Annotated in this window: 17 protein-coding genes; 4 read left to right on the plus strand and 13 right to left on the minus strand. The window is 47.8% G+C overall.

Annotation, left to right across the window (positions count from 1 at the left end; genetic code table 11):
- Window positions 1–10 precede the first annotated feature (10 nt).
- Genes ACESPU_RS02630 through ACESPU_RS02640 form a run of 3 tightly spaced genes read right to left on the minus strand, consistent with a single transcriptional unit; the run spans window position 11 to window position 5,222 of the window.
- Entirely contained in the window at window positions 11–2,764 is a 2,754-nt protein-coding gene (locus ACESPU_RS02630) for a TonB-dependent receptor domain-containing protein (protein WP_373133119.1), read from the minus strand.
- Window positions 2,761–3,453, minus strand: coding sequence for a hypothetical protein (locus tag ACESPU_RS02635; protein ID WP_121960877.1), 693 nt, complete (start codon window positions 3,451–3,453; stop codon window positions 2,761–2,763). Before ACESPU_RS02635 ends, ACESPU_RS02630 begins: the two co-directional genes overlap by 4 nt.
- Before the next feature lie 38 nt (window positions 3,454–3,491).
- The gene (locus ACESPU_RS02640; RefSeq protein WP_121960878.1) at window positions 3,492–5,222 is read right to left on the minus strand and encodes an ATP-binding protein; all 1,731 of its coding nucleotides are present in this window, start codon (window positions 5,220–5,222) and stop codon (window positions 3,492–3,494) included.
- Window positions 5,223–5,387: 165 nt separating this feature from the next.
- Here ACESPU_RS02640 and ACESPU_RS02645 point away from each other — a divergent pair, with 165 nt between their 5' ends.
- Window positions 5,388–5,732 carry a hypothetical protein gene (locus ACESPU_RS02645; protein ID WP_005855952.1) on the plus strand — a complete coding sequence of 115 codons (345 nt, stop codon included), beginning with the start codon at window positions 5,388–5,390 and terminating at the stop codon, window positions 5,730–5,732.
- Between the two features lie 119 nt (window positions 5,733–5,851).
- A complete protein-coding gene (locus tag ACESPU_RS02650; protein ID WP_158532796.1) occupies window positions 5,852–8,023 on the plus strand; it encodes a BT4734/BF3469 family protein in 2,172 nt (723 codons plus the stop codon).
- Between the two features lie 219 nt (window positions 8,024–8,242).
- Here the strand turns inward: ACESPU_RS02650 and ACESPU_RS02655 are convergent, their stop codons facing one another.
- The 3 genes from ACESPU_RS02655 to ACESPU_RS02665 form a co-directional block, all read right to left on the minus strand.
- The gene (locus tag ACESPU_RS02655) at window positions 8,243–8,905 is read right to left on the minus strand and encodes a nucleotidyl transferase AbiEii/AbiGii toxin family protein (RefSeq protein ID WP_005868067.1); all 663 of its coding nucleotides are present in this window, start codon (window positions 8,903–8,905) and stop codon (window positions 8,243–8,245) included.
- A complete protein-coding gene (locus tag ACESPU_RS02660; RefSeq protein WP_005868066.1) occupies window positions 8,860–9,186 on the minus strand; it encodes a hypothetical protein in 327 nt (108 codons plus the stop codon). Before ACESPU_RS02660 ends, ACESPU_RS02655 begins: the two co-directional genes overlap by 46 nt.
- A 177-nt stretch (window positions 9,187–9,363) precedes the next feature.
- On the minus strand, window positions 9,364–9,585 hold the full coding sequence (locus tag ACESPU_RS02665) for a DUF4248 domain-containing protein (protein ID WP_158532797.1): 222 nt from the start codon (window positions 9,583–9,585) through the stop codon (window positions 9,364–9,366).
- Between the two features lie 141 nt (window positions 9,586–9,726).
- On the opposite strand from ACESPU_RS02665, the gene ACESPU_RS02670 reads away from it, so the two are divergent.
- Both ACESPU_RS02670 and ACESPU_RS02675 read left to right on the plus strand, forming a co-directional pair.
- Window positions 9,727–10,185 (plus strand): DNA-binding protein, encoded by a 459-nt coding sequence (locus ACESPU_RS02670; RefSeq protein WP_195283890.1) that lies wholly within the window; start codon window positions 9,727–9,729, stop codon window positions 10,183–10,185.
- Window positions 10,186–10,226: 41 nt separating this feature from the next.
- Window positions 10,227–10,724 (plus strand): glucosaminidase domain-containing protein, encoded by a 498-nt coding sequence (locus ACESPU_RS02675; RefSeq protein WP_005868062.1) that lies wholly within the window; start codon window positions 10,227–10,229, stop codon window positions 10,722–10,724.
- Between the two features lie 377 nt (window positions 10,725–11,101).
- Here ACESPU_RS02675 and ACESPU_RS02680 read toward each other — a convergent pair whose 3' ends face one another.
- The 7 genes from ACESPU_RS02680 to ACESPU_RS02710 all read right to left on the minus strand — a co-directional run bounded on the left by ACESPU_RS02680 (window position 11,102) and on the right by ACESPU_RS02710 (window position 22,128).
- Entirely contained in the window at window positions 11,102–12,049 is a 948-nt protein-coding gene (locus ACESPU_RS02680; protein ID WP_229036774.1) for a YhcG family protein, read from the minus strand.
- 132 nt (window positions 12,050–12,181) lie between these two features.
- Complete coding sequence (locus ACESPU_RS02685) at window positions 12,182–12,409, minus strand: DUF3791 domain-containing protein (RefSeq protein ID WP_005868058.1); 228 nt, start codon at window positions 12,407–12,409, stop codon at window positions 12,182–12,184.
- Window positions 12,410–12,540: 131 nt separating this feature from the next.
- Entirely contained in the window at window positions 12,541–13,662 is a 1,122-nt protein-coding gene (locus ACESPU_RS02690) for a DUF4249 domain-containing protein (RefSeq protein WP_005868056.1), read from the minus strand.
- 179 nt (window positions 13,663–13,841) lie between these two features.
- The gene (locus ACESPU_RS02695) at window positions 13,842–14,231 is read right to left on the minus strand and encodes a hypothetical protein (RefSeq protein WP_057326637.1); all 390 of its coding nucleotides are present in this window, start codon (window positions 14,229–14,231) and stop codon (window positions 13,842–13,844) included.
- Window positions 14,232–14,341: 110 nt separating this feature from the next.
- Window positions 14,342–16,105 carry a RagB/SusD family nutrient uptake outer membrane protein gene (locus ACESPU_RS02700; RefSeq protein ID WP_005868052.1) on the minus strand — a complete coding sequence of 588 codons (1,764 nt, stop codon included), beginning with the start codon at window positions 16,103–16,105 and terminating at the stop codon, window positions 14,342–14,344.
- A gap of 35 nt (window positions 16,106–16,140) precedes the next feature.
- Window positions 16,141–19,440, minus strand: coding sequence for a TonB-dependent receptor (locus ACESPU_RS02705; RefSeq protein WP_057326660.1), 3,300 nt, complete (start codon window positions 19,438–19,440; stop codon window positions 16,141–16,143).
- 381 nt (window positions 19,441–19,821) lie between these two features.
- A complete protein-coding gene (locus ACESPU_RS02710) occupies window positions 19,822–22,128 on the minus strand; it encodes a beta-galactosidase (RefSeq protein ID WP_158532798.1) in 2,307 nt (768 codons plus the stop codon).
- Window positions 22,129–22,176: the final 48 nt, after the last annotated feature.

The raw sequence follows: 22,176 nt of genomic DNA on the forward strand, positions 1-22,176 counted from the left end.
CAACTCCCCCCTAAAATTTAATATTATAAGAGACAAACGGGATAGGCACCCCGAATATCGCCATCTTATATCCCTTTAATTTCCCGTTCTCCGATATATAATACACCGAGTAGGCGTTCTTTCGCCCCGTCAGGTTATAGACTCCGAAAGAGATCGTGCTATGCGTGAGCAACGTCAGGTGGTGGCTCGGCTCGATGTTGAACGAGGCGTCCATCCGGAAAAAGTCCGGGATACGGTATTGATTACGGTCCGAATAGTAGACAAACTCCCCGCCCCCGTAATGATATTTGGAGACCGGCAAGGTGATCGGCCGTCCCGTGCTATAGTCGCAATTCAGCGAGAAGCTGAAACGATGCGTGAACTTATAGTTACCCACGAACTTCAAGTCGTGCGGCTTATCGAAATCGGCGGCGTACCAATCCCCCTTGTTCACGGGAGTGACGATCATCGGATCGTTCTGCCGCAGTTGCGTGCGAGAGTAGGTATAGCTTACCCAGCCGTTCAACTTCCCTTGCGTTTTCTTCACCATCAGCTCCACGCCATAGGCACGCCCCTCGGTCCTCAGCACGTCCGTCTCGATGTGGTGGTTCATCAGCAGCTCGGCGCCGTTCCGGTAATCTAGGTAATCCTTCATCGTCTTGTAATATCCCTCCAAGGAGACCTCGATCGTATTGTTCAAGAAATTCCGGTATAGCCCGGCGGCCACTTGCATACCCGTCTGCGGCTTGATGTTAGCGTCGCTCAACTTCCACGTATCCGTGGGCGACATGATGGTCGTATTGGATAGCTTATGGATATTCTGGCGCATCGTATTAAAGCCGGCCTTCACGGAGAAGTCCTCGGTAAAGGCATAACGGGAGGATACCCGGAACTCCGGCCCGTGGTAAGTCTTGAACGCCCCGGTCTTATCCACCGTACCCGTCACGGTAGCCAAGGAAGGCAGTTGGTCGTCGGCATAGAGATTATAGGTACGGGGCCCCAATACGTTAAACATGGAATAACGGACCCCCACGTTCAAGGAGAGTTGGGAGGTGATATCCCAACGATCGCCCACATAGATAGCGGACTCCACCGCTTTCTCCTTCTCCATCCGGTCCTCCTTCACCAACGACTCCCCACCATAGGGTAGGTATTTCCCCGGCTCCAAGCCGTAGAACAACGAGCTGGCGCCGAAATCCAGCGTATGCTTATCGCTCAGGTAATGCGTGAAGTCCATCTTCCCGTACATCTGGTCGATACGGAAAGCGAGGGAATAAGCGTTCACCGGGTTATCCGTATTACGGGTATTGTAGCCATAATGGTCGTAGCCGGCAGTGAGGACCCCCGTGAAACGATCCGAGAAGATATGCCTCCATTTCACCGAGGCGTTGGCGTTCTCGTAGGCATACCGCTCATCCACGTTAAAGCGGAAACGGTCGTGGCTATAGTAGCCATTCAGATAGAGGTTGTTCCGCTCGTCGAACTTATGGTTAATCGTGGCGTTCAGGTCGTAAAAACCGGCGTTGCCATCCTTATAGCCGCTCTTCTCGGGGAGTTTCTTCAAGATCCAGTCCGAGTAAGTGGTACGTCCACCCACGATAAAGGAGGTCTTCTCGGAGAAGAGAGGCCCCTCCAAGGTAAGGCGGCTGGTCAGCAAGCCGATGCTCGCCGATCCCTTGAACTCCTTCTTGTTACCCTCCCGGCTGTTGATGTCGAGCACGGAGGAGATACGTCCGCCATACTTGGCGGGGATGCTGCTCTTGTACAGCTCCATATCCTTCACCACGTCGGGGTTGAAGACGGAGAAGAAGCCGAACAGGTGGGTCGGGTTATAGACCGTCCCGTCGTTGAAGAGGATTAAGTTCTGGTCCGTCGCCCCACCCCTCACGTTAAAGCCGCTAGAGGCCTCGCCCACCGCCTTCACGCCGGGGAGCGACATGACTACCTTCATGATATCCACCTCGCCGAACGCCATCGGGATATTCTTTATATCCTTCACCTTCAAGCGTTCCACTCCCATCGTCGTATTCCGCACGTTGGCGATCTTCTCGGAGGAGATCGTGACCTCCTTCAAGGTGTAGACCTGTTCCTCCAGCTCTATATCCAGCTTGCCGTCGGAATGGAGCATGATCTGCCGCCGGGTATCCTTCATGCCCATGCCTTGTATGTACAGCTCGTGTCGTCCGGGAGGGAGGCGCAGCGTATAATAGCCATAAGCGTCGGTAGTAGCCCCGATCATCGGGTCCTTCACGAACACGGCCACGCCCACCATCGGCTCACCGGTCTTGAAATCGCTGATATTGCCGGTCACCGTGACCCGGTCCGCCGCCTTGCCCGAGGCGTCGCCGATCTCGTAGACCTTGTTCTCCGAGGTAGCCTTCTGCTGCTTCCGGCCCGCCATCAGGGAGATACCGGAGCCTTCCTCGTCGCCATCGCCCTCTCTCCGCTTCTCCCGCAGGAAGAAGTTCTCGGGCAGGGAGGTCATCAAGGTGTTATCTCTCAATACAAAGAAGGCGCCGCCATACGAGGATACTTGGAAGGGAGTCCCCTCCAACGCATGCCGCAACGCCACCAAGGGCTCTTCCTTCTCACTGTGTACGCTAACGACCATGGAGTCCGTCTCCAAGGGTTGCCGGTAGACGGGCTGTCCGGTCTGCCGCTCGATAGCGTCGAACACGACATTTAAGGTTACTTGCCGGAAATCCAGATCGACCGTCCGCTGCGCCCTCGCCGTCCAGCCGGACAGCAGGCACATTACCATACCGATATATAGGCTCTTTCTCATGGGATCTCGTTTAACTGTTCATACTGTCTCACCACGGCTACGATGGCTTCCTCGGGAGCGTGCTTGAAATCCAGCTTTCGCCGCTTGATATACCGGGCTAACTCCTTTTTCTTGGACTTGAAGACCTTCAACACGGAGCCCTTGCTCCTCACGGTATAGTAAACGCCCTCCTTCCGGATGTAGTATTTTACGGACTGATCGAAGGATTCATCGAGCTTCATATCTTTTATCGTCTTAGATAATATACAAGACCATTTCCCCAGTACGGTACACTTCCCTTCATACAACCGTAGGTAATAGCCTTCCGGCAGGTTGCCCGACCGCTCGTCCGGATACCTGTAGAAGATATCGTACCCATGAAACTCAGCGTAGTCTACCCGATCGCTCGGCAAGACGATATTATAGCGATTGTCCGGAGAGAGCAGTAATAACTCATTCTTGTACAGGTCTAAGCGCATTTTCACGTCCTTGTAGAGAATGCCTTCGAAGCTAAGATCCCCGGGTACGTATTTCTCGCTCTTCAAATAGGGGTGATTTCTTATCGAGGTGGGATATTTTAATTGCTCCTTCCCATGGTAGATCACGGCTTGGCCGGCGGCGGAAGAGACATAGTCATCCACCGCATCTTGTGCCCTAGCCGTAGCGATAGCCAACGCGCATACGCATAAAAACCCCAGAAGCTTTCTCATAAGATACAGATTTAAAGTTTCATGCCAAATATAGGCATTCAATCACAAGCCACCAAATCCCAGCCTTTAAATATCAGTGTTATCAGGCGAAGTTTCGTATTTCCCTTCGTCTCTCTCACTTTAGGATCTTCGGCATAACGTTTCAATTGCCCGGCAGCCTCAGTCCTCAGCGATTCTATCTCCGGGGTGGAGGCGTCACGACGGGCATATTTCACCTCTACGATATAACTATAGACGATCTCCGGTTGATGCAACAAATCGGGCATCATGTAGAAGTCCGCATATCCCTTATTCGCCTCATACTCCGGATGAATTATATAAGTACGGGTCAAGCCCAAGTAAGCCAACAAAAAGCCCTTTACGTGCGCCTCACCCTCGATAAACTCACGGATAGAGCTTTGTCGCTTCAATTCAGAGGCGAAGTACTCAAAGACAGGTTTCCAGTTTCCCTCGTAGGCCATGCTAGCCACGAGCATCCCCAGCCGATCCATCTCGAGGGAAAATAAATCGGCGCTCCGGTAAGCCTCCACCAAATAGGAGTACAACTGCTCACGAACCGTCAAGTTAGGGATCGCCAATAGGGTACTCCCCCATTTAGTACCCCGTATGGTAAGCAGCCCGAAATAATAGAGCAGGCTCTTAAAATTATCCGGTTTTGCCAGATCCTCGGCGGGGAAAGCCGTCTTGATGGTACCTACGGTCTCGCCATTCGTCACGATGTCTTGGATGATAGAGGCGTTCATGCCCATTTTCTTGTCCAAGCGAATCAAATGACGGAGCTTATTATAATCCGTACGGATGTTGTTATCGATCATGTTCTCCGGAACTTTTTTCAACGGAAGATAATGATTCAGGAAATACAGCACCATATCCGAGTTATACATCGGCTCGTGGAGCGAATCTCTCGAGAAACAGTAATTATCGTACCATGGCTTCATCACGCCGATCACCTCATCTACCTCTCCGGCCAGCATATCCACGTCTTTATAATAAGACAACATATCACGTACCTCCCGCTCGCTAAACCCGATAATCCCGTTAAACCGGGGATCGGTGCTCATATTGGCACCGATATTGAATCCACTTGTCACGTCATCCATGGTGACCGGAGAGACTCCCGTGATGAACATACGCTTGATCGGTCCGTTTCCCGTGGCACCTTCTTTCAGCTTATTAAAGAAATAGCGGAAGAACCCCGTGCCATGTGTCAATTTACGGTAATGCTCATTCCCCACATTGGCGAGTATGGCGTTCGTGAAATTATCATACTCATCGATGAACAGGTAGATCGGAAGATCCAGTAACGTAGCCTGCCCGATCAGGTAGTTCAATTTCTCGTCCGCGTTCTTGAGTCTTTTCAATTCACTGGCGAAACCGGGATTGAACATATGTCCGTAAAGCCCGGCGAAAAGATCGAAACGCATCGAGCAATTATCATTGAACGAGGCCAGCAATCGATCCGGGTCCGGATTCACGCCGGCGAAATTAAAATCGAGCACAAGGTATTTCCCTTGCTCCGCCGTAGGATGCGAACCGATATACAGCCCCTCGAAGATTTCCTTGAAACGATCCCGCCTATAGATATCGTAATACCATCTAAGCATGTTGATAAACAAAGACTTTCCAAAACGCCTCGGGCGGATCAAGAAGAAGAAATTGGCAGATTCCTCCAACCACTCGATATAATGAGTCTTATCCACATAATAATACGGCTCTTTCCTAATCCTCTCAAAATCCGTCAGTCCGTAAGGAATCTTCTTTATTATCATAGCGATCTTTGTTTTTATGAGTAATTACAAATATAAGCATATATATCCGGCAAAGCAACAACTTCCGAGGAATTATCACGCAGATAATGTACCTTTGCGACGTTTTTAACTTTAACAATTAATCATATATGAAAAAAAATCAGTTTCCGGGAAGCGGAAACAAGCGTGAGAAAGCTGCTGGATAGTTTGGAAAATGCCCAAAAGGCATGGGTGGACTTGAAAAAAGACGCGAAAGGGGCGCATAAGTTGTTTAAAGACTACCAGCCGGAGGAGGATCTGGTTAAACGGGAGAAGATCATCTACACGGGCTCCGTGAAAGACTTCGTGCGGCTGACGCTGCCCATCCTCGATGACCAACGTTTCCGGGTGAACGGGCAGACGAACCGGGAAGCCATGATACGGGCGCTGGACGAGGTGTTCGAGATACACCCCAACGGCTGCCCGGAGCCAAGGAGCTTCCGGAGCATCCTCTCGACGGCGCAGGAGGAATACGGGAAAGCGCATGAATAAGAAGCTTCCCGTTTTTCACAACAAAAGTTAAAACTTGGGAGGCGTCCCAAAGCGCCTCCCTACCTTAGCGGCATCAAGCCAGAGACACTGGCTCTTTTTTTATCACTTAAAAACATAGTATGATAAACACGTCATTATTCGCCCTTTTCGGACGATACAAGGGAGACGCCTCGCTAGCGGGCGTACTGGAAAACATCCAAAGAGGAACGTACAAGCAGTTCATCGACGAGACGCGGGAGGCGCTAGCGTCGGGCGATAAGGAACTGGCCGCCAAACTAAAGAAAAAACTGCCCGCTTTCACCCCACAGGCCACCTACTCCGGGAAACGCCTCGACCCTCACATCACCCGCTATAACCAATTGGTGGTACTCGACATCGACCACGTAGGGGAACGGGAGCTGGAGCGTATCACCCCGCTCGCCACGGAAGCGCCCTACACCGTGGCGTATTTCCGCAGTCCCAGCGGCGACGGGGCGAAACTCATCGCCTACGCCGCCACGGACGAGACCGCCACGCTGGGTAATCACCGGAGGGTCTACGAAGCCATGAGCCGTTGGTACGCCGCCCGGCTCGGCGTGGAGCTGGATACCTCGGGCAGCGACATCGGGCGGCTTTGCTTCGTATCGGACGATCCCGCCCTATACCTCTCGCCTGCCTACCGCCCTTGGCTGGAGGGTACCGGCGAGCTACCGGAGGGCCTCGCCCCGCTACCCCTTACTTGGAAGGAGGAGGTTAGCGAGACGGCTCCCGGGGCGAAGGAAAGGAAGGTGGCCTCGCCACTGGAGAAGGCACGCCGGACCGCCGAGCGGAAAGGCGCCTACGCCGAGGGCAACCGCAATAACTTCATCTTCGTCATGGCCGCACGGGCGAACCGGCTGGGCGTGAAGCGGGCCGAGATGGAGGCTTACGCCGATACCGCCTTCGCCGACTTGCCGGCGGAGGAGCGCCTCGCCGCCATCGAGAGCGCCTACAGCCACGTGGAGGAGCACGCCGCCGAGACGAGCGCCGCCACCTCCCGGAAAAAGGGCGGGGGCCCGCTGGACGTGGTCGCCGTGGAGAATTATATATCCGAGCGTTTCCTCACCCGCAAGAACGGCGTGAGGGGGTACGTGGAGGTGGCCTCGAAGAAAAAGCGGAACGGTCAAAAGCCGGTCTTCAAGCCGGTGACCGACTACTGGGTGAACTCGCTCTGGCGGAGTCTCCTGAAGGACGGCCACTACTGCTCGCATAACGACATCCGGGCCATACTGATGTCGGACTTCAGCGAGACGTTCCACCCTTTCCGCTCGTATTTCGAGGGGCTGGCCCCGTGGGACGGGGTGACGGACTGGATCGGGCAGCTGGCCGATACCGTGGACACCACCCGGCCCGCCTTCTGGCGGGGTTGCCTCAAGCGCTGGCTTATCGCGCAAGTGGCCGGCTCCATGGAGCTAGGCGTGGAAAACCATACCATCCTGCTGCTGGCCGGCGGGCAGGGGCTGGGCAAGACCTCGTGGCTGCGGAACCTCGTGCCGCCCGAGTTGCGGGACTATCTTTTCACGGGCAATGTCAATCCGTATAGCAAGGGTTTCCCGCAGATGATGGTGGACTGCCTCTTGATCGTCATCGACGAGATGTCCGGCCAGAGCTACGCCGATCTGAACCGCCTCAAGGCGCTCACCTCCACCGGGGTCATCTACCTGCGCCGCCCGTACGGACACTATGCCGAGACGCAGATACGCCACGCCTCCTTCGCCGCCACGGTGAACGACTTGCAATCGCTGCCGGACGATAACGAGTCTCGCCGCTTCCTCTGCTTCGAGGCCACACGGATCGATTACCAGTCGCCCGTGCGACACGCCGACATCTACGCCCAAGCCCTCGCCCTCTTCCGCCGGGGCGAGAAATACTGGTTCTCCGGCGAAGACATCCGAAAGATCAACGAGAACAACGAGACCTTCCGCCAGCGAAGCCCCGAGGAGGAATTGTTCTTCACCTATTTCCGCAAACCGGAGCGTTTTGACACGCCACAGTATCTTACGGCGAGCGATATTATGACGAAACTAAGTGTATTTACACGTATCACGCCGACACGTTCCAATATAGTTACGTTGAGCAAGGTGCTGAAAAAACACGGTTTTAAGCTCACGACAATACGTGGAAAACGCCTATTTGAGGTCGTAGAGATCACTCCGGAACAGGTAAAAGACAATTTTTTGAGCACCCCGGAAGAAAAGGGAACGAAGAAGGAAGATGAAAAGAATCATACTGATAACCAAAACAATACAGCGAATCCTAAACTTCCATTTTAAAGCAGGGGGTGCGCAGGGGTGCGCAAAAAAGAGTGGTTGGAAAAACATTTTAGAAATAAATAAATTTGTATCACACACAGCAGTGTGACACAAATTTACATTTACCAGAAAAGTTTTAGGAAAACACGTAAAGATGCGCACCCTTGCGCACCCCGCTATGTTTCAGCGAAGCTCATAAAGCTCCTCAAAAAGAGTTATGGATATCCTTTCTATTACAAATCAAGACCTTTTTCCCTTCAGAGGAAATGGGAACGAATCAAAGACCTTATCTTGATTTCTAGTCATATCAACCAATCTCCTCTCAATTGCTCTCCAATCGTATTTGCCATTCAGCATAACGATATCCTCATCGAAATCTATATCCTCAAAATAAGTAATGGCCTTGAAGGGCCTGATGACATTTGCCCCCGGAAATTTACGCTCATACATTCCCAACATGGAATTGAAAGGGAAACGGGTGGAGAGGAAAGCGATGTCGATGAAATCCTTTAGCCGTGACCCATCGTCGGCGATGGCAGAGAGCTTCATGGCAATAATATCCTGCATGCTGTACAATCTTATACCGTACTCGATATATGGCTTTTCAAGATACTCATAAGAGTGGGTAATGCAGTCAATCTTTATTCCGTCTATGGAACCTTTCAAGGTGTTCCTCTCCATAAAGCCGGTACGGAATCCATATTTATCCATAAGAAATCTCTCCAATTCCGCCGCATCAAACGGTTTCGGAGTGAAAAGATCTAAATCCACACTTCTCCTATGTCCTAAATACAGGGCTAAAGAAGTTCCTCCCGCCAGATTAAAACGGGTCATCGCATTTTCCGCTTCCAGCTTTTTCAGGAGTTCAAGTGTTTTTCCCGAGACAACTTCCGTGTGTAACATTTTAGTTCCTCCTTTTCAAGATTAAAGACAATACAAACAAAATTCATGTCTCGTGGAGATAAGCTTGGGAGTTCTTTTATTATTTCCCGGAATCCCTCTATACCTCCATATAAATTGAATGCGGCATAAAAATCCTTCAACCATCCTCTTTCAATGACACGCTGTACCACAATCTTCCGGGATTTCCACCAGTCAAAATGTGACAGGTCATACTCCCAAAGCAAGGAGGGAGAGATTGAAGAGTCTCCTGTATATGTCTTATATTCATCAAATATAGTCATTTTCCATCCTTTTTATAATATACAAATCTACTGTATTTTACTGGGGTATACAATTTCCATGCGCTTTTTATTGAGACACGGCTCGGAAACCAATGAGATACGGTCGCTAAGTCAATGGAATCCGTCTTGCGTTCCATTGACTTAGCGCCCCTATTCCACCCGGATACCATCCGGCTCTCACGGCTCGCCGAGCGACTCGATGATGGCCCGCACCATGGCGGGCGAATAGACCCGCTCGCCCTCGTGATAACCCAGCGAGAGGAGGCGACCGGGCAGGCCGGGATAGATCGTTATCCAATGTTGCAGCTTGCGGTGGGCCGAGCGGGGATGCAGATCGGGCAGGTAGGCCTCGGCCAGCTCCATCCGCCCGTATGCTCGTATCTTGAATGTCGTTTCCATATCCTAAAGATAGTGAATCTCCGGCATATATCCATCATTTTCCGGAGAAATAATTCACCCGAAATCACCCTAAGTCACCCAAAGCGACAAAGCCCCCACGCCCTGCCGTATCTTTGTATCAACATTAAAAAACAACACATTATGATCCGCTACAAGAAGTATCAAAACAAGAACGAGAAGAACGTGACAACCTTCAACAAGTGGTACGCCCGTGCCGTATGCGAGGAGACGGTAGACATCGCCGCCTTGGCCGAGCACATGTCCACCCACAACACCCCCTTCTCCACCGGCGCCATCCACGGCATGCTGAAGGACATGGTGAATTGTATCAAGGAGCTGCTGATGGACGGCAAGAACGTGAAGATAGACGACCTCGGCATCTTCAGCGTGGGTATCCGCTCGAAGGGGGCCGTCACGCCGGAGGATTTCTCCACGCAAGGCAATATCATCGGCGTACGCCTCCGTGCCCGTGCCACGGGCAATCTCTCCAGCGCCTCGCTTAAGCTGACGGCCAAGCTCCGCGAGTACACCGAGTACTCGAACGGAGAGGTGACCCCGGGAGGTGGCGGGAGCGATTCCGAGAGCCCGGACGAGATTTAGGGAATTGAAAATTGAGAATTGAAAATTGAAAATTAAGTGGTATGGAGATTTCTGTTTTTATACGTGAATACGCTCCGCTGGCCGGGGAGGCCGGGCGGGCGTTCCGGATCGATCCGGTGGTGATCTTGGCGCAGGCAGCCATCGAGACGGGTTGGGGCGAGAGTACGCTCTGCCGGGAGTATCATAACTTTTTCGGCATCACGGCCTACGGGCTGCCCAACGTATGGTGGACCGGCCGGTGGACGGAGCTGTCGCCCCGCTCGCTACGTTTCCGGATCTACCCGGACGATAAGTGCTCGTTCATGGATTACTGCCGCCTGCTTCGCTCGGCCTATCCCCGGGCGGCCGACATGAGCGCCAATCCTACGGCCTTCGCCAAGGAGATCGCCTACAGCCCCTACATCAGCGAGGTGAACGGCGACAACCGGGAAGCCTATCGTAAGCTGATCGTCCAGCTTTGCCGAAAAATCAGCTCGCAACTATCAATCGTTAATCAAAAGGGCGGGCAGATGCCGTCCCTATCATCAACTGTCAACTAAAATGAAATACCTTGAACTCATCCTCCGTTGCCTCACGGCGCTCCTCCGGGTCATCTTCCCGCAGCATCCCCCTGTTCCCGAAACGACAGACGCTACCGGCGCTGCTCCTTCTCCTGCTAGCCCTCCTCTCCCTCCTCATGCGGGAGACGGAGGTGACGCTAGCGGCGATCGGCGCCTCGCTGACGCTCTTCCGCCACGACGGCACCCCTCCTCCCCACCGCCCCCCGGGGCGGACTGGCTGGGTATCTCCGGCTACACCCTCCTTATAGCGGGGTGCGCAGGGTGCCTCTTGAAGTACTGGGGCTATTAGGGGAAATGGGAATATCAAAGATTAAGTTCTTTTACCGGGCACGAGTTACGTACCCGGTAAAATAGTGTCATATATCTTTCGTTTGTCGTAATTCGGAATAATGCTCCCTTGCGATTGATATCGCTCGCCTCAATTTTTCGGAAAGCACTTTCTTATCGGGTAGTTTTGTGTAATATTGCGCTACCTTTATCGGACTATCTTCGTCAAGCATTAGATATTCGATATGCTCTGTATTGCCTTCCGAACAAAGAATTAACCCGATTGGAGATTCTTCACCTTCTTTTCGCTCGTTCTTGTTCAAATAGCGAAGATATAGTAACATTTGCCCTTCGTATTCGGGCTTGAACTTCCCCAATTTGAGATCGATCGCTATCAGACGCTTTAAGCCACGATGGAAGAACAGCAAATCAATATAGTAATCAACCGCATCTACGGTAATCCGCTTTTGACGGTCAAGGAAAGCAAAATCTGTCCCCATTTCCTTAATGAAAAGCTGTATTTGGGAAAGAATTGCCATTTCGAGATCTTTCTCCGAGAATATATCAGGAAGCCCAAGCATATCAAGAAAGTAACTGCTGCGAAATATAAGGTCGGGCAATAGCTGGTTGTTTTCCTTTATCTCGTTCAGCTCTTTGCGTATCATATCTTCGGGTTTACGGCTAATGGCTGTACGCTCATAAAGTTGACAATCTATTTTTTCATCAAGTGTGCGAGTATCCCAATGCTCCATTCTGCACATTTCCACATAGAACGAGCGAGCTAGCTCATCTTTTACTCCCATAAGCGAACGAAGATGAGTCCAAGTCAATTGGCTACGCACCGCGTATCCAATCTCGTCTTCTGAAAAAAGATACGCACTGCGTACACAATGTTTGAGTTTACCATATCCCCATCCGCTTCCATATTTTACAGTTAGCCGGGTAGCCAATTTTTTGATGACTTGTTTACCATATTCGGCACGCTGATTGTATAGTATATCTTCCTTAATACGTTTGCCTACATACCAATTCGTCATACATATCTCAGTATTCAAATAGGTAGCTACTTTACACGTACTCCATCTATAATGCCACATACATCATTATACAATAGTTCTTCCGATGTGGCTAAATTCAAAATATCATCTGCCATAATAAAAATAAATTAATCATCCCACAGCCCCTCCTTGGCGTTTCATGTACATAGTCATTGATTCCAACGCATCGATGAATCTCAACGTATGCATAATGTCATAATGCTCGTCAACCAAACATATGCCACCATATCGTTTGACATAACGATAGACCTGTGGTATACTTAGCCCATTCCGCTCGGCAAAATGACTGATAAGCGACATCAGATATTCCGCCTTATCCCTCAATATATCACTATTCATACCGATTCTCAATTATACGTTTTTACAAATATAGGTATTTTCCATAAACCCGCTTCTAAAAAGCCATCGGTAAATTTTGATCGAATATATATCTTTTATACCTAATCCCAAGCATATATCCACCTCAATAATCAATAATGATCCGTAGGCCACCAAGAGGGTTTATTCTTGGTACCTCGCCCATCATGGGTACAGTCTACACAGCGAAAAGGAGCATAAATATTTGGAGTGGTTGGTGATCCACTATAAATGTAATAGGTATAACCATCTGGTGCTATTCCTGTTAAGATATTTTTCGCACAGTCATAAGAAGTTTCATAGAAATCTCTTAGTTCCGGCATAAAGCGTTTCATAATCGTTGTATTAGTTACATCCACATAGCCTATCACCCATTCTTTAGGATCTGATACGCAAGATATATTACCTCTTCTTTCCGAAGGAATTGGAGAGAAAATACTCCCAGCCTGTTCTATGTTCCTTTGTAAATTCACAAAATAGTCATACGCTTCTTTACGTATACGGTTTTGCTTAACGTCTATATAATAAAGCATTGTCAATTTATCATGATCACGGGGGATCTCTATCAATTTTCTCTTATAGATAAGATTTACAGTCAGTTTATTTGTCGATTCCAATAACATCGCCTTAGAACTATCACGTCCCCAGCAATAATAAGTATTTTTAGATGTATGCTTCTGAAATAAAGTGAATTTATCATCTAAAAAACCAGCGTTTGCAAATAGATCTACATGGAATTCCCATATCTCCTGATAAGTCCATTTATAATAAGTTGGCTCTACCTTGTTATCATGTGTAGTTACGCAGATATATACAGGAGTTTCTGATGCTGAACTTTCAACAGATATACTATCGATCACCGGAGTATCTAGAGGATTCAAATATTCCGATTTATATTCTTTATTATTCCAATTTATTGATAATCTATATTTATACGCAGGATTTAACTCTCCCATCGGTATTGTATAAACTCCATCTTTACTCACGTTCAACGTTTCAAAAACAGCTCCTTTATCTGATTCAACAAAAACATTCGCATCCGTTATCGACTCCCCTTCCTCAAACTCATCCAACATCCTTACGCTATGGCTCAATCGTATCCGAGTCGTATCATTAGTTATAAAACCATCCACTACCAGCAAACCACCTATTTGGTTCACAATATCAGGCTCATAATCGGAGATACAACCCATGAGTGTTAGTAACCCTGTTATGTACATATATAATCTTTTCATATATACACTTTCTTTGGTTGGGAAAATTCATTAATCTATTGATAAAAAATCATATCAATAAGGCTTATAACAACAAAACTTTAAGTTCTAAAATCATCCTTTTAAATTATAAAGGGACAATTAAGTTTTTATCAGAAATCTTAATCGTCCCTCTTAATTTCAGATATTTTAATATACCATTACCTTATATTTATATAAGTTGTCCCAGCGCCAACCCACGTATTACCATCATAAATATCGCATACTAAACGAGCGCCACCAACTGCATAAAAACTAACCGAACAATGATTTGTCCAAGGTGTTATATAAGCTTGCGGTGCTCGTATACTCCATTCCAATCTAGCACCCGGTATTAAAGGGCTATATTCCAGATGATACTCTTCTTGGGCATAACCCCCATTTAGTGTTACGTTAATAGGGCCTGATATAGTAGCAACTATCCCATTTGCCGCATTAGCTTGTAATATAGACTCTTCTATATTTTCTTTGTCCACGTCAATATTAGTTTGCTGAGCATACATAAACTGCATTGATAATAATGCAAGCATAATAAACAGAACTTTCTTCATGGCTCTAAAAATTTAAATTAATAAATACATATACAACTACAAACTTACTTCAAGCAAGAAATAGGATACTTGCAAATCAAGTATCCTATTCTCAATTCGAAATAAATATTTTATTTCCAAGCATCCGGCTGAACCAAATAAGGTTTGCCGTTCTCGTCGTTACCCATGGTCAATACTTGGTCATCAGGAACAGGAAGCATAGTCTTTGCCGCAGGAAGCACAGAGGCTGCCGCAAATTTCGGAATATATTGCTTTTCGTAATTGATATAAGCGCTCAACTCTGAGGACATTACATCACCACCCCAACGAACCAAGTCGAACCAACGCTCACCTTCCATCGCCAACTCAAGCTTACGCTCCATACGGATCGCTTTGATACAAACATCTTTGCTTGTGAAAGCCGCATGAGATGTAGGATATTCAGCGACCTTATAGTTTGCGGCCGCTTGACCGTTTTCTAACTTAATAATATTCACATCCAAAGCTGCACGTCTACGAACATCGTTTACTTGTGTCATCGCCTCAGATAATTGACCAGCGTCAGCTAAAGCTTCAGCGTACAACAATTTAATGTCACGCACACTAAGATATTGCATATTCATAGCAGAACCCGGTGCCCAACCATTAAATAAGTTCTTCATGCCAGCGGCCTCTTCCGCCTTACTAAACACGTGTTTCTTCGGCATAAAGATACCACCATTTACAGGATTACGAACCCAGTCATCCTTAGGCATACCCCAATCTTTGTAAGGGATTCCATAACGACCTACAGCAAAATCCAAACGAGGGTCTACCGCAATACTATTATCTGTTACGACAAATGGCTCATTTGTTCCCGTACCTTTTCTTGAAACAGTCGCTTTATTTCTATATTCACCATTCAAATAAGGTAAACCTTGCGCGTCCACTTGGAAAGAGTTCACTAATTCGAAAGAAGGTTGATAGAAACCACAGCATCCACCGGGACCTGAGTTATGCGGATAATTCAGACAGAAAGGAGCACCACCAGTGTTTTCGTCAGCAGCAGAATATTGAACAGAGAAAATAGCCTCTTTACCATTCTCAGTCAGCGCATTGAAGTTGTTATCCAGATCGTCCTCCAATCCATAAGCTGCCCCACTACTGGTTGTACCATTATTCACGACATCAGCTAAAACAGTTTTCGCGGCAGCGATGTCTCCTTTATGCATTAAGATTTTACCTTTTAATGCTTTCGCAGCCCAAACATTCGCACGACCAACTTCAGTCTGAGTTTCCGGAAGATTAGCGATCGCATCGTCAATATCCTTCAGTACATTATCATAAATATTAATATCATTATGTACTTTAGGATCATTCTCCGTATAGGTCTCATCAACCCAAGGAATAAATGGACCAAACACACGAATTCCCTCAAAATAAGCCAATGCACGCAAGAACTTCAACTCACCATAGCGGCTTTTACGATCGGTATCGCTCATACCCGGCATACCTTCAGCGCCTTGCCAAGCTTGAAGAGCTAAGTTCACTCGTTTAGCCATTACATAAACCCACGCCCACTTCTGCGCTATATAGCCATTAGTAGACAGAGTATTATACATCTCTATCTCATTCACCACGGATTGGTCACCCGGGTCGGAACCTTTATTGGCGTCACCACCATAAATACCACCCCATACCCAGTTAAATGGAGATGCTTGATAAGGATCATAACCATCCACCGGAACAGCCAAGCCTGCATAGGCACTAACAGTTAACAATTCCACACCCGTTGGATTGGCTAGAGCGTCCGGTGTCAATGCTCCCTGAGGTTCTTTCCCCAAGAAGTCATCGCCGCAAGAACTAAATGAAAGCGCAGCAAGACAGCCTATCGCCAAAATATATTTACTTTTCATAACGATTCTTTAAATTAAATTAAAACATACACACCTTAGAACGCAAAGTTTACACCAAACAAGAAACGTCTTGTTGAAGGCCAACCGCCCATATCAATACCTCTCTTCAAGTCAGCACCGACACCGTTGTCATCCACATCTTTCATTTCCGCATTTGTATACTCGGGATCCAAACCATCATACCCTGTAATGGTGAATAAGTTCTCCGCTTGCACATAAATACGTAAATTAGAGATTGTAGCCTTCTTCATCAACTCCTTCGGAAATGTATAACCGAGAACCAAATTCTTCAATTTCACGAAAGAAGCATTTTCTACATAGTATGAGCTAGAGTTTGTTCCGGAATAGGTATCAAGATAATCCAAAACAGGTAAGACTGCTTTGCTATTGTCAGCACCCGGTTTCCAAGACAAATCTCTCATGCGAGAAGATTTATTACCCTCGAATAACCAGAAATCAGTAAAGTATTTCGTATTGTTGAACAAATCATTTCCGATCGTTGAGTAGAAAAATGCCGTCAAATCCCAGTTTTTCCACGTTACAGTAGCGTTCAAACCGGCGATCAAGTCAGGATGAGGAGAACCGATAAAGGTGCGGTCATTTCCATCCAACTTACCATTTCCATCTGTATCAGCGAATTTAAACTTACCGACCCAAGCCTTAGCGTCCTCCGCACTTTTCACTTCTTGTCCCAAAGGAGGTAACGCAAGTACTTCATCTACGTTCTCATAGAATCCATTCACCTTATATCCATAGAACTCAGAGATAGCATGTCCCTTTGTCGTACGAGTTACATTACCCGAGATACGTGTACCAGCTCCCCACATTGAAGCATCATCAGCCTCAGAGATCTTAACAACCTCATTCTTATAATGAGATAGGTTCAAAGAGAAATCCCATGACCAATCGCCCTTACTGTCTCGATAGTTGAAGTTGAAGTCAACACCCGTATTCTTCATATCACCAAAGTTGATGTACGGTTTTGAAGATTCACCAGCCAAAGCGGAATATTGAGCCGCAATCAACATATCTGTCGTTTTCTTATAGTACCACTCCAATCCGGCACCGAATTTGCCGTTCAAGAATGTTCCATCCAAACCGACATTAAACATTTGGGTGGTCTCCCATTTCGTATCCTCGTTACCAAATTTATCCAAACGATAACCTAAAGAGGTAGAGGTATTAGAACCCGTAAAGTCATAGTTTGTTTTCTTTGGCAATGTTCTATATTCGTAGGCGAAGTTCGTAATACGAGGCACTTCTGAGTTACCGGTAACACCAAAGCCAAAACGAAGCTTCAAGTCATCTAACCAGTCTTTTGTTTTCTCCATAAAAGCCTCTTCAGAGATACGCCAACCAGCAGAGATAGAAGGGAATACACCGTAACGATTATTCTCCGAGAAACGAGAGACACCATCACGACGGATAATACCTGTCAACAGATACTTATTATTATAAGCGTAATCTACACGCCCAAACAGACCAAACAAGGCAAATTCACCTTTATATTTTGATTCTGCGATACGTTGTGCGTTATTCTCACCCATATTCAACTCCCAAGTATTCGTATTATCCTCGTACAAATAATTGTAACGACGACCTTTCAGCGTACGTCCCAAACCATCACGAATAGCCTCGGTACCAAGCAAGACAGTCAATTTATGAACCTCATTGAATGTCTTGTCGTAAGTCAAAGTATTAGTCCAAACCCAACGATAATTAAAATCAGATTGCTCTTCAAAATTGTTTTGGCCCATTGACTCAGAAAACTCAGGGTTCTTCTTTTCCATACGATAATAATAACCATTCGTATAGTCCAAACCGAAATTCGTTCTAAAAGTTAATCCCTTGATAATATCGGCCTCTGCCCATAGGTTACCAAATACGCGGTTATGTGTATAGTAATTATCCTTATTTCTCTTTTGATTGGCAACCGGGTTCTGGAAGTTACCCGTTCCAGCGAATTTTGAACCGGCAAAATTACCTGCGATATCATATACCGGTACATAAGGAGAAGCACGATAAGTCCAAGAATATGGATTACTCTCAGCGCCGCTAGAGTTCAAACCATTATCTTTCGTAAACGCATAAGTTAAATTCTCTCCTACCCGTAACCAATCACGAACATTGAAAGAGGTGTTAGCACGTACTTGATATCTCTGGTAGTAAGAATCAATAACCGTACCATCTTGCTTGAAGTAATTCGCACTTAAATTATATTGTCCCTTTTCAGTACCACCAGATAAGCCAACTTGATGATTTTGAATCATAGCCGCACGGTCTACCTCATCCCACCAATTTGTGTCAGAGAACGGCGCATAAGTCGTACCCGGGTAATTATAATCGCCGGGATTAATATCCGTACGACCACCCGCACCAGCTTGCGTCAAATAATTAGGAATAGAAGGACGTTCACCTGTTCCGAATTGCACGTGTGAAGGAAGTTCATTGGAACCTAACAATGCATAGTTACTAGCCTTTGCGTCCCATTCCAAGTTCACACGATCCATAGAATTCAAAACGTCATAGCGCTTGCCTGTTTTCTGAACACCGACATATCCATCATAAGTCAATTTAGGTTGACCAGACCGGGTACCTTTCTTCGTCGTAATCAAGATAACACCATTGGCCGCCTGCGCACCATAGATAGCGGCGGAGGAGGCATCCTTCAATACCTGCATACTCTCGATATCGTTCGGGTTCAAGGAGCTTAAATCTTGGTTACGTGTTGATACGCCATCAATTACGTACAACGGACCATTATCATTAACCGTATTGATACCACGAATACGAACCATAGACTGGGAACCGGGGGAACCTGACTGACCGATATATACACCGGCAGCCTTACCTTGCAACTGCTGGGTAGCGGAAGATCCGGAAGATGCCAAAAGGTCTTTCGTATCGACTACCGCCACGGAGCCTGTGATATCTTTCTTCTGCTGCGTACCGTAACCTACTACTACGACCTCATCAAGGTTTTGCGTATCTTCTTTCAATGTCACATTTACCACTTCTCCCGAAGCAGGAATTTGCTGAGATACATAACCAATGTAGGAAACGACTAAAATGGAGTTGGGCTCAACTTCCAAGGAATACTTACCGTCAAGGTCGGTAATCGTACCGTTTGTAGTACCTTTTACTACAACATTTACACCCAAAAGGGGTTCACCCTTTGCGTCAGTTACCGTACCGGTAACTTTCTTAGCTTGTTGGGAGATGGACACATTCGCGTTAGACGCGTGGATTGGAGGGGTTACACCCGCACCGACCATAAGGAAACAAAGTGCCAAACCCAGCCCGCTTTTAACAAAAGCCAACTGTTTGTTCATCATAACACAAAAATAGGTTAACATTAATAATTATATCCACTCTTCGGATACGGGTACAAATATAAATTATTATTCTTAATAAACAACAATAGTATGCATATTTTTTTCACATTCCCTTGAACTTGCGGATATGTGTTCGTACAAATAGCTATTATAGACCCAATAAGGCTTATTCTTGTTAACAAAAAGACACCTTCACAAGAATCAACAATATGTTAAAAACCGCATAAAAAAATACAATCTATTCCTAATTTTTCCGAAGACTTTTAAACCTTATTATCAATCTACAGCACGGTAAACGAGTCTCTTGGGCCATATAAAACAAAAGAGGACGCCGTTTTACCGACATCCTCCTAAGCTCTTATCGCATTAGATCCATAAGCCTTACCGGCTGCCGGCTATCGATTTACTCACGATATTCGTTACGGCCTCTTGCATCTTCTCGATGACGCCGCTGTTTTCCATCCCGTATTCGGAGGCGATCGTCTCCAGATTCGGGGAACCGATCCAAACCTTGCCGTCCGCATCTTCCCAAACGGAGATACGTAGCGGCAGCTCCAAAGAGATAGATGGATCTTGCTGCATCAATAAAGTCCCGACTTTCGGTGAGCCGAAGACGATCACCTTATTCGGAGGCAGCTTCATCCCTACCTCGCTAGCGTTTCGCCCATGATCGAACACGGCGAACACGGAACCTCCTTGAGACTTGATAATCTCCTCGATCCGCCGCATCGTCTCATCCACGCTAAACGGGCTTACCGCTTTATCCATCAAACGATTCTTTTTCTCCATGGCTGTAATTTTCTTTAGTTTTGTCAAGACAGGAGTCTTGACCGTCCGTACGCTCGACTTCCGGTCATTATTCAGCTGCTCATAAATAACGATTTTATTCTCTCCTTTGTTCAGCCATACGCCCGGTATGTAAAGCGTTTGCTGAGGGCCGGCGTACCAATAGCGACCGATATTGATACCATTGATGAAAATAATGCCCTTTCCCCAATCCTCCATATCGATAAACGTATCGCCGGTATCGGACAGGTGGAAGGTTCCCTCGTAGAGAACCGGCTTATTCCCTAACGCCGCTACCTCGGGCGAGCCATTCTTATAGACATAAGGTTCGCCGGAGGCCAAAGCCGGCATCCGGTCCATCGGGAGCTTGTACATCTTCCAGTCCGATATCTCGCTGCCGTTAATCTTGACCGGGCTGATGATCCCCTTCGTATTGCGGACGATCTCCTCGCCATAATTGATACGCCCCATGTTCTCCACCAAGATGTCCAAGGTAGCGTTGAACGGGATATCGATCTCCATCGCATATTGGTTGAAACAACGGTTTAACTCGCCGACACGCTCGCCATCCACGTAGATCGTAGCGTAATCACGCAAGCCCGGTATCTCCAGACGGCCTTTCAGGGGTTGGTTGAAATGGGTTGAGTACAAGACGTAGCCGTATCCTTGGTTCAATTGCTCGAACGTGAGAGGTGTCGGAGACGCTACCGGTTCCCCTTCTTTCGCCAAGGCCAACACATCGGCTACCTTCGTCAAGGAGATCGACGGGATCTCGATCAGCGGTATAGGGGCCGGAGCCTCGGGGACGTCATAGGTGACGTATTTCCGGATCACGTTGCGGATCGAGTCGAACTTCGGGGTCACCCAACCCGCCTCACTGATCGGGGCGTCGTAGTCGTAGCTGGTCAAGTCCGGCTGGATATCATGCTTCTTGTCGTAATTGGCGCCACTGGTGAAGCCGAAATTCGTACCGCCATGAACCATATAGAAATTGAAAGAGACATCGTTTTGGAGGTACGTCTCCGTCTGCCTCGCTATGCCGGAATCGCTTATATCGGGGAATGGTTCCGCCCAGTGCATCAGCCAACCGGGATAAAACTCGGCTACCATATACGGGCCTACTCCCCCGTGATACTCGTTCACCACCTTTTTCAAGTTCTCCACGTTGCTCTCCCCGTTCGCCGTAGGCAACGCTCCCGGGGTGGAACCGCCCTCGAACAACCAGCTTCCGTCCGAGGTGAACAGAGGCACGTTGAAACCGGCGTCCGCCAATTGCCGCTTGATCTTGGCGTTGTAGCGGCGATGCTCCTCCAAGGGGATATCCTTACGTTGCGCCACGTAAGAGCCGAACTCGTTCTCGGCCTGCACCATGATGATAGGGCCGCCTTTCGACACCTGCAAGTCGCCGACCTGCTCGTAAAGCTTATCGATATAAAGCTTCGTGCGTTTCAAGAACTCCGGGTTATCCCGGCGGATCTCCATGCCCGGTATATTCTGCAACCACCACGGATAACCGCCGAACTCCCACTCGGCGCATACGTACGGGCCGGGACGGAGGATCACCATCAATCCCTCCTCTCCCGCTATCCGGATATACTCGGCCAGATTCTTGTCTCCCTCGAAATCCCATTTACCCGGTTCCGTCTCGTGCAGGTTCCAGAAGACATAGGTAGCGACCGTATTCAAGCCCATCGCTCGCATCATCCGAAGGCGATGCCGCCAATATTGGTGGGGGATACGAGGATAATGCATCTCACCCGAGAGGATCGGGGTTACCTTCCCGTTTACATAAAAATGACCGTCCTTGATCTCGAACGTACGTTTCTCCTTGGCGAACGAGCCGACAGGTATCAGCATCAAAAGGAGCAATAGATAGGCGATTTTCTTGTTCATGGAATCCATGTGTTATAAAGATTTATTTTTAGGTTTAAGATCTCGTGGCAAATGTAT

This window comes from Parabacteroides sp. 20_3, assembly GCF_964238835.1.
Taxonomy (GTDB): Bacteria; Bacteroidota; Bacteroidia; order Bacteroidales; family Tannerellaceae; genus Parabacteroides; species Parabacteroides distasonis.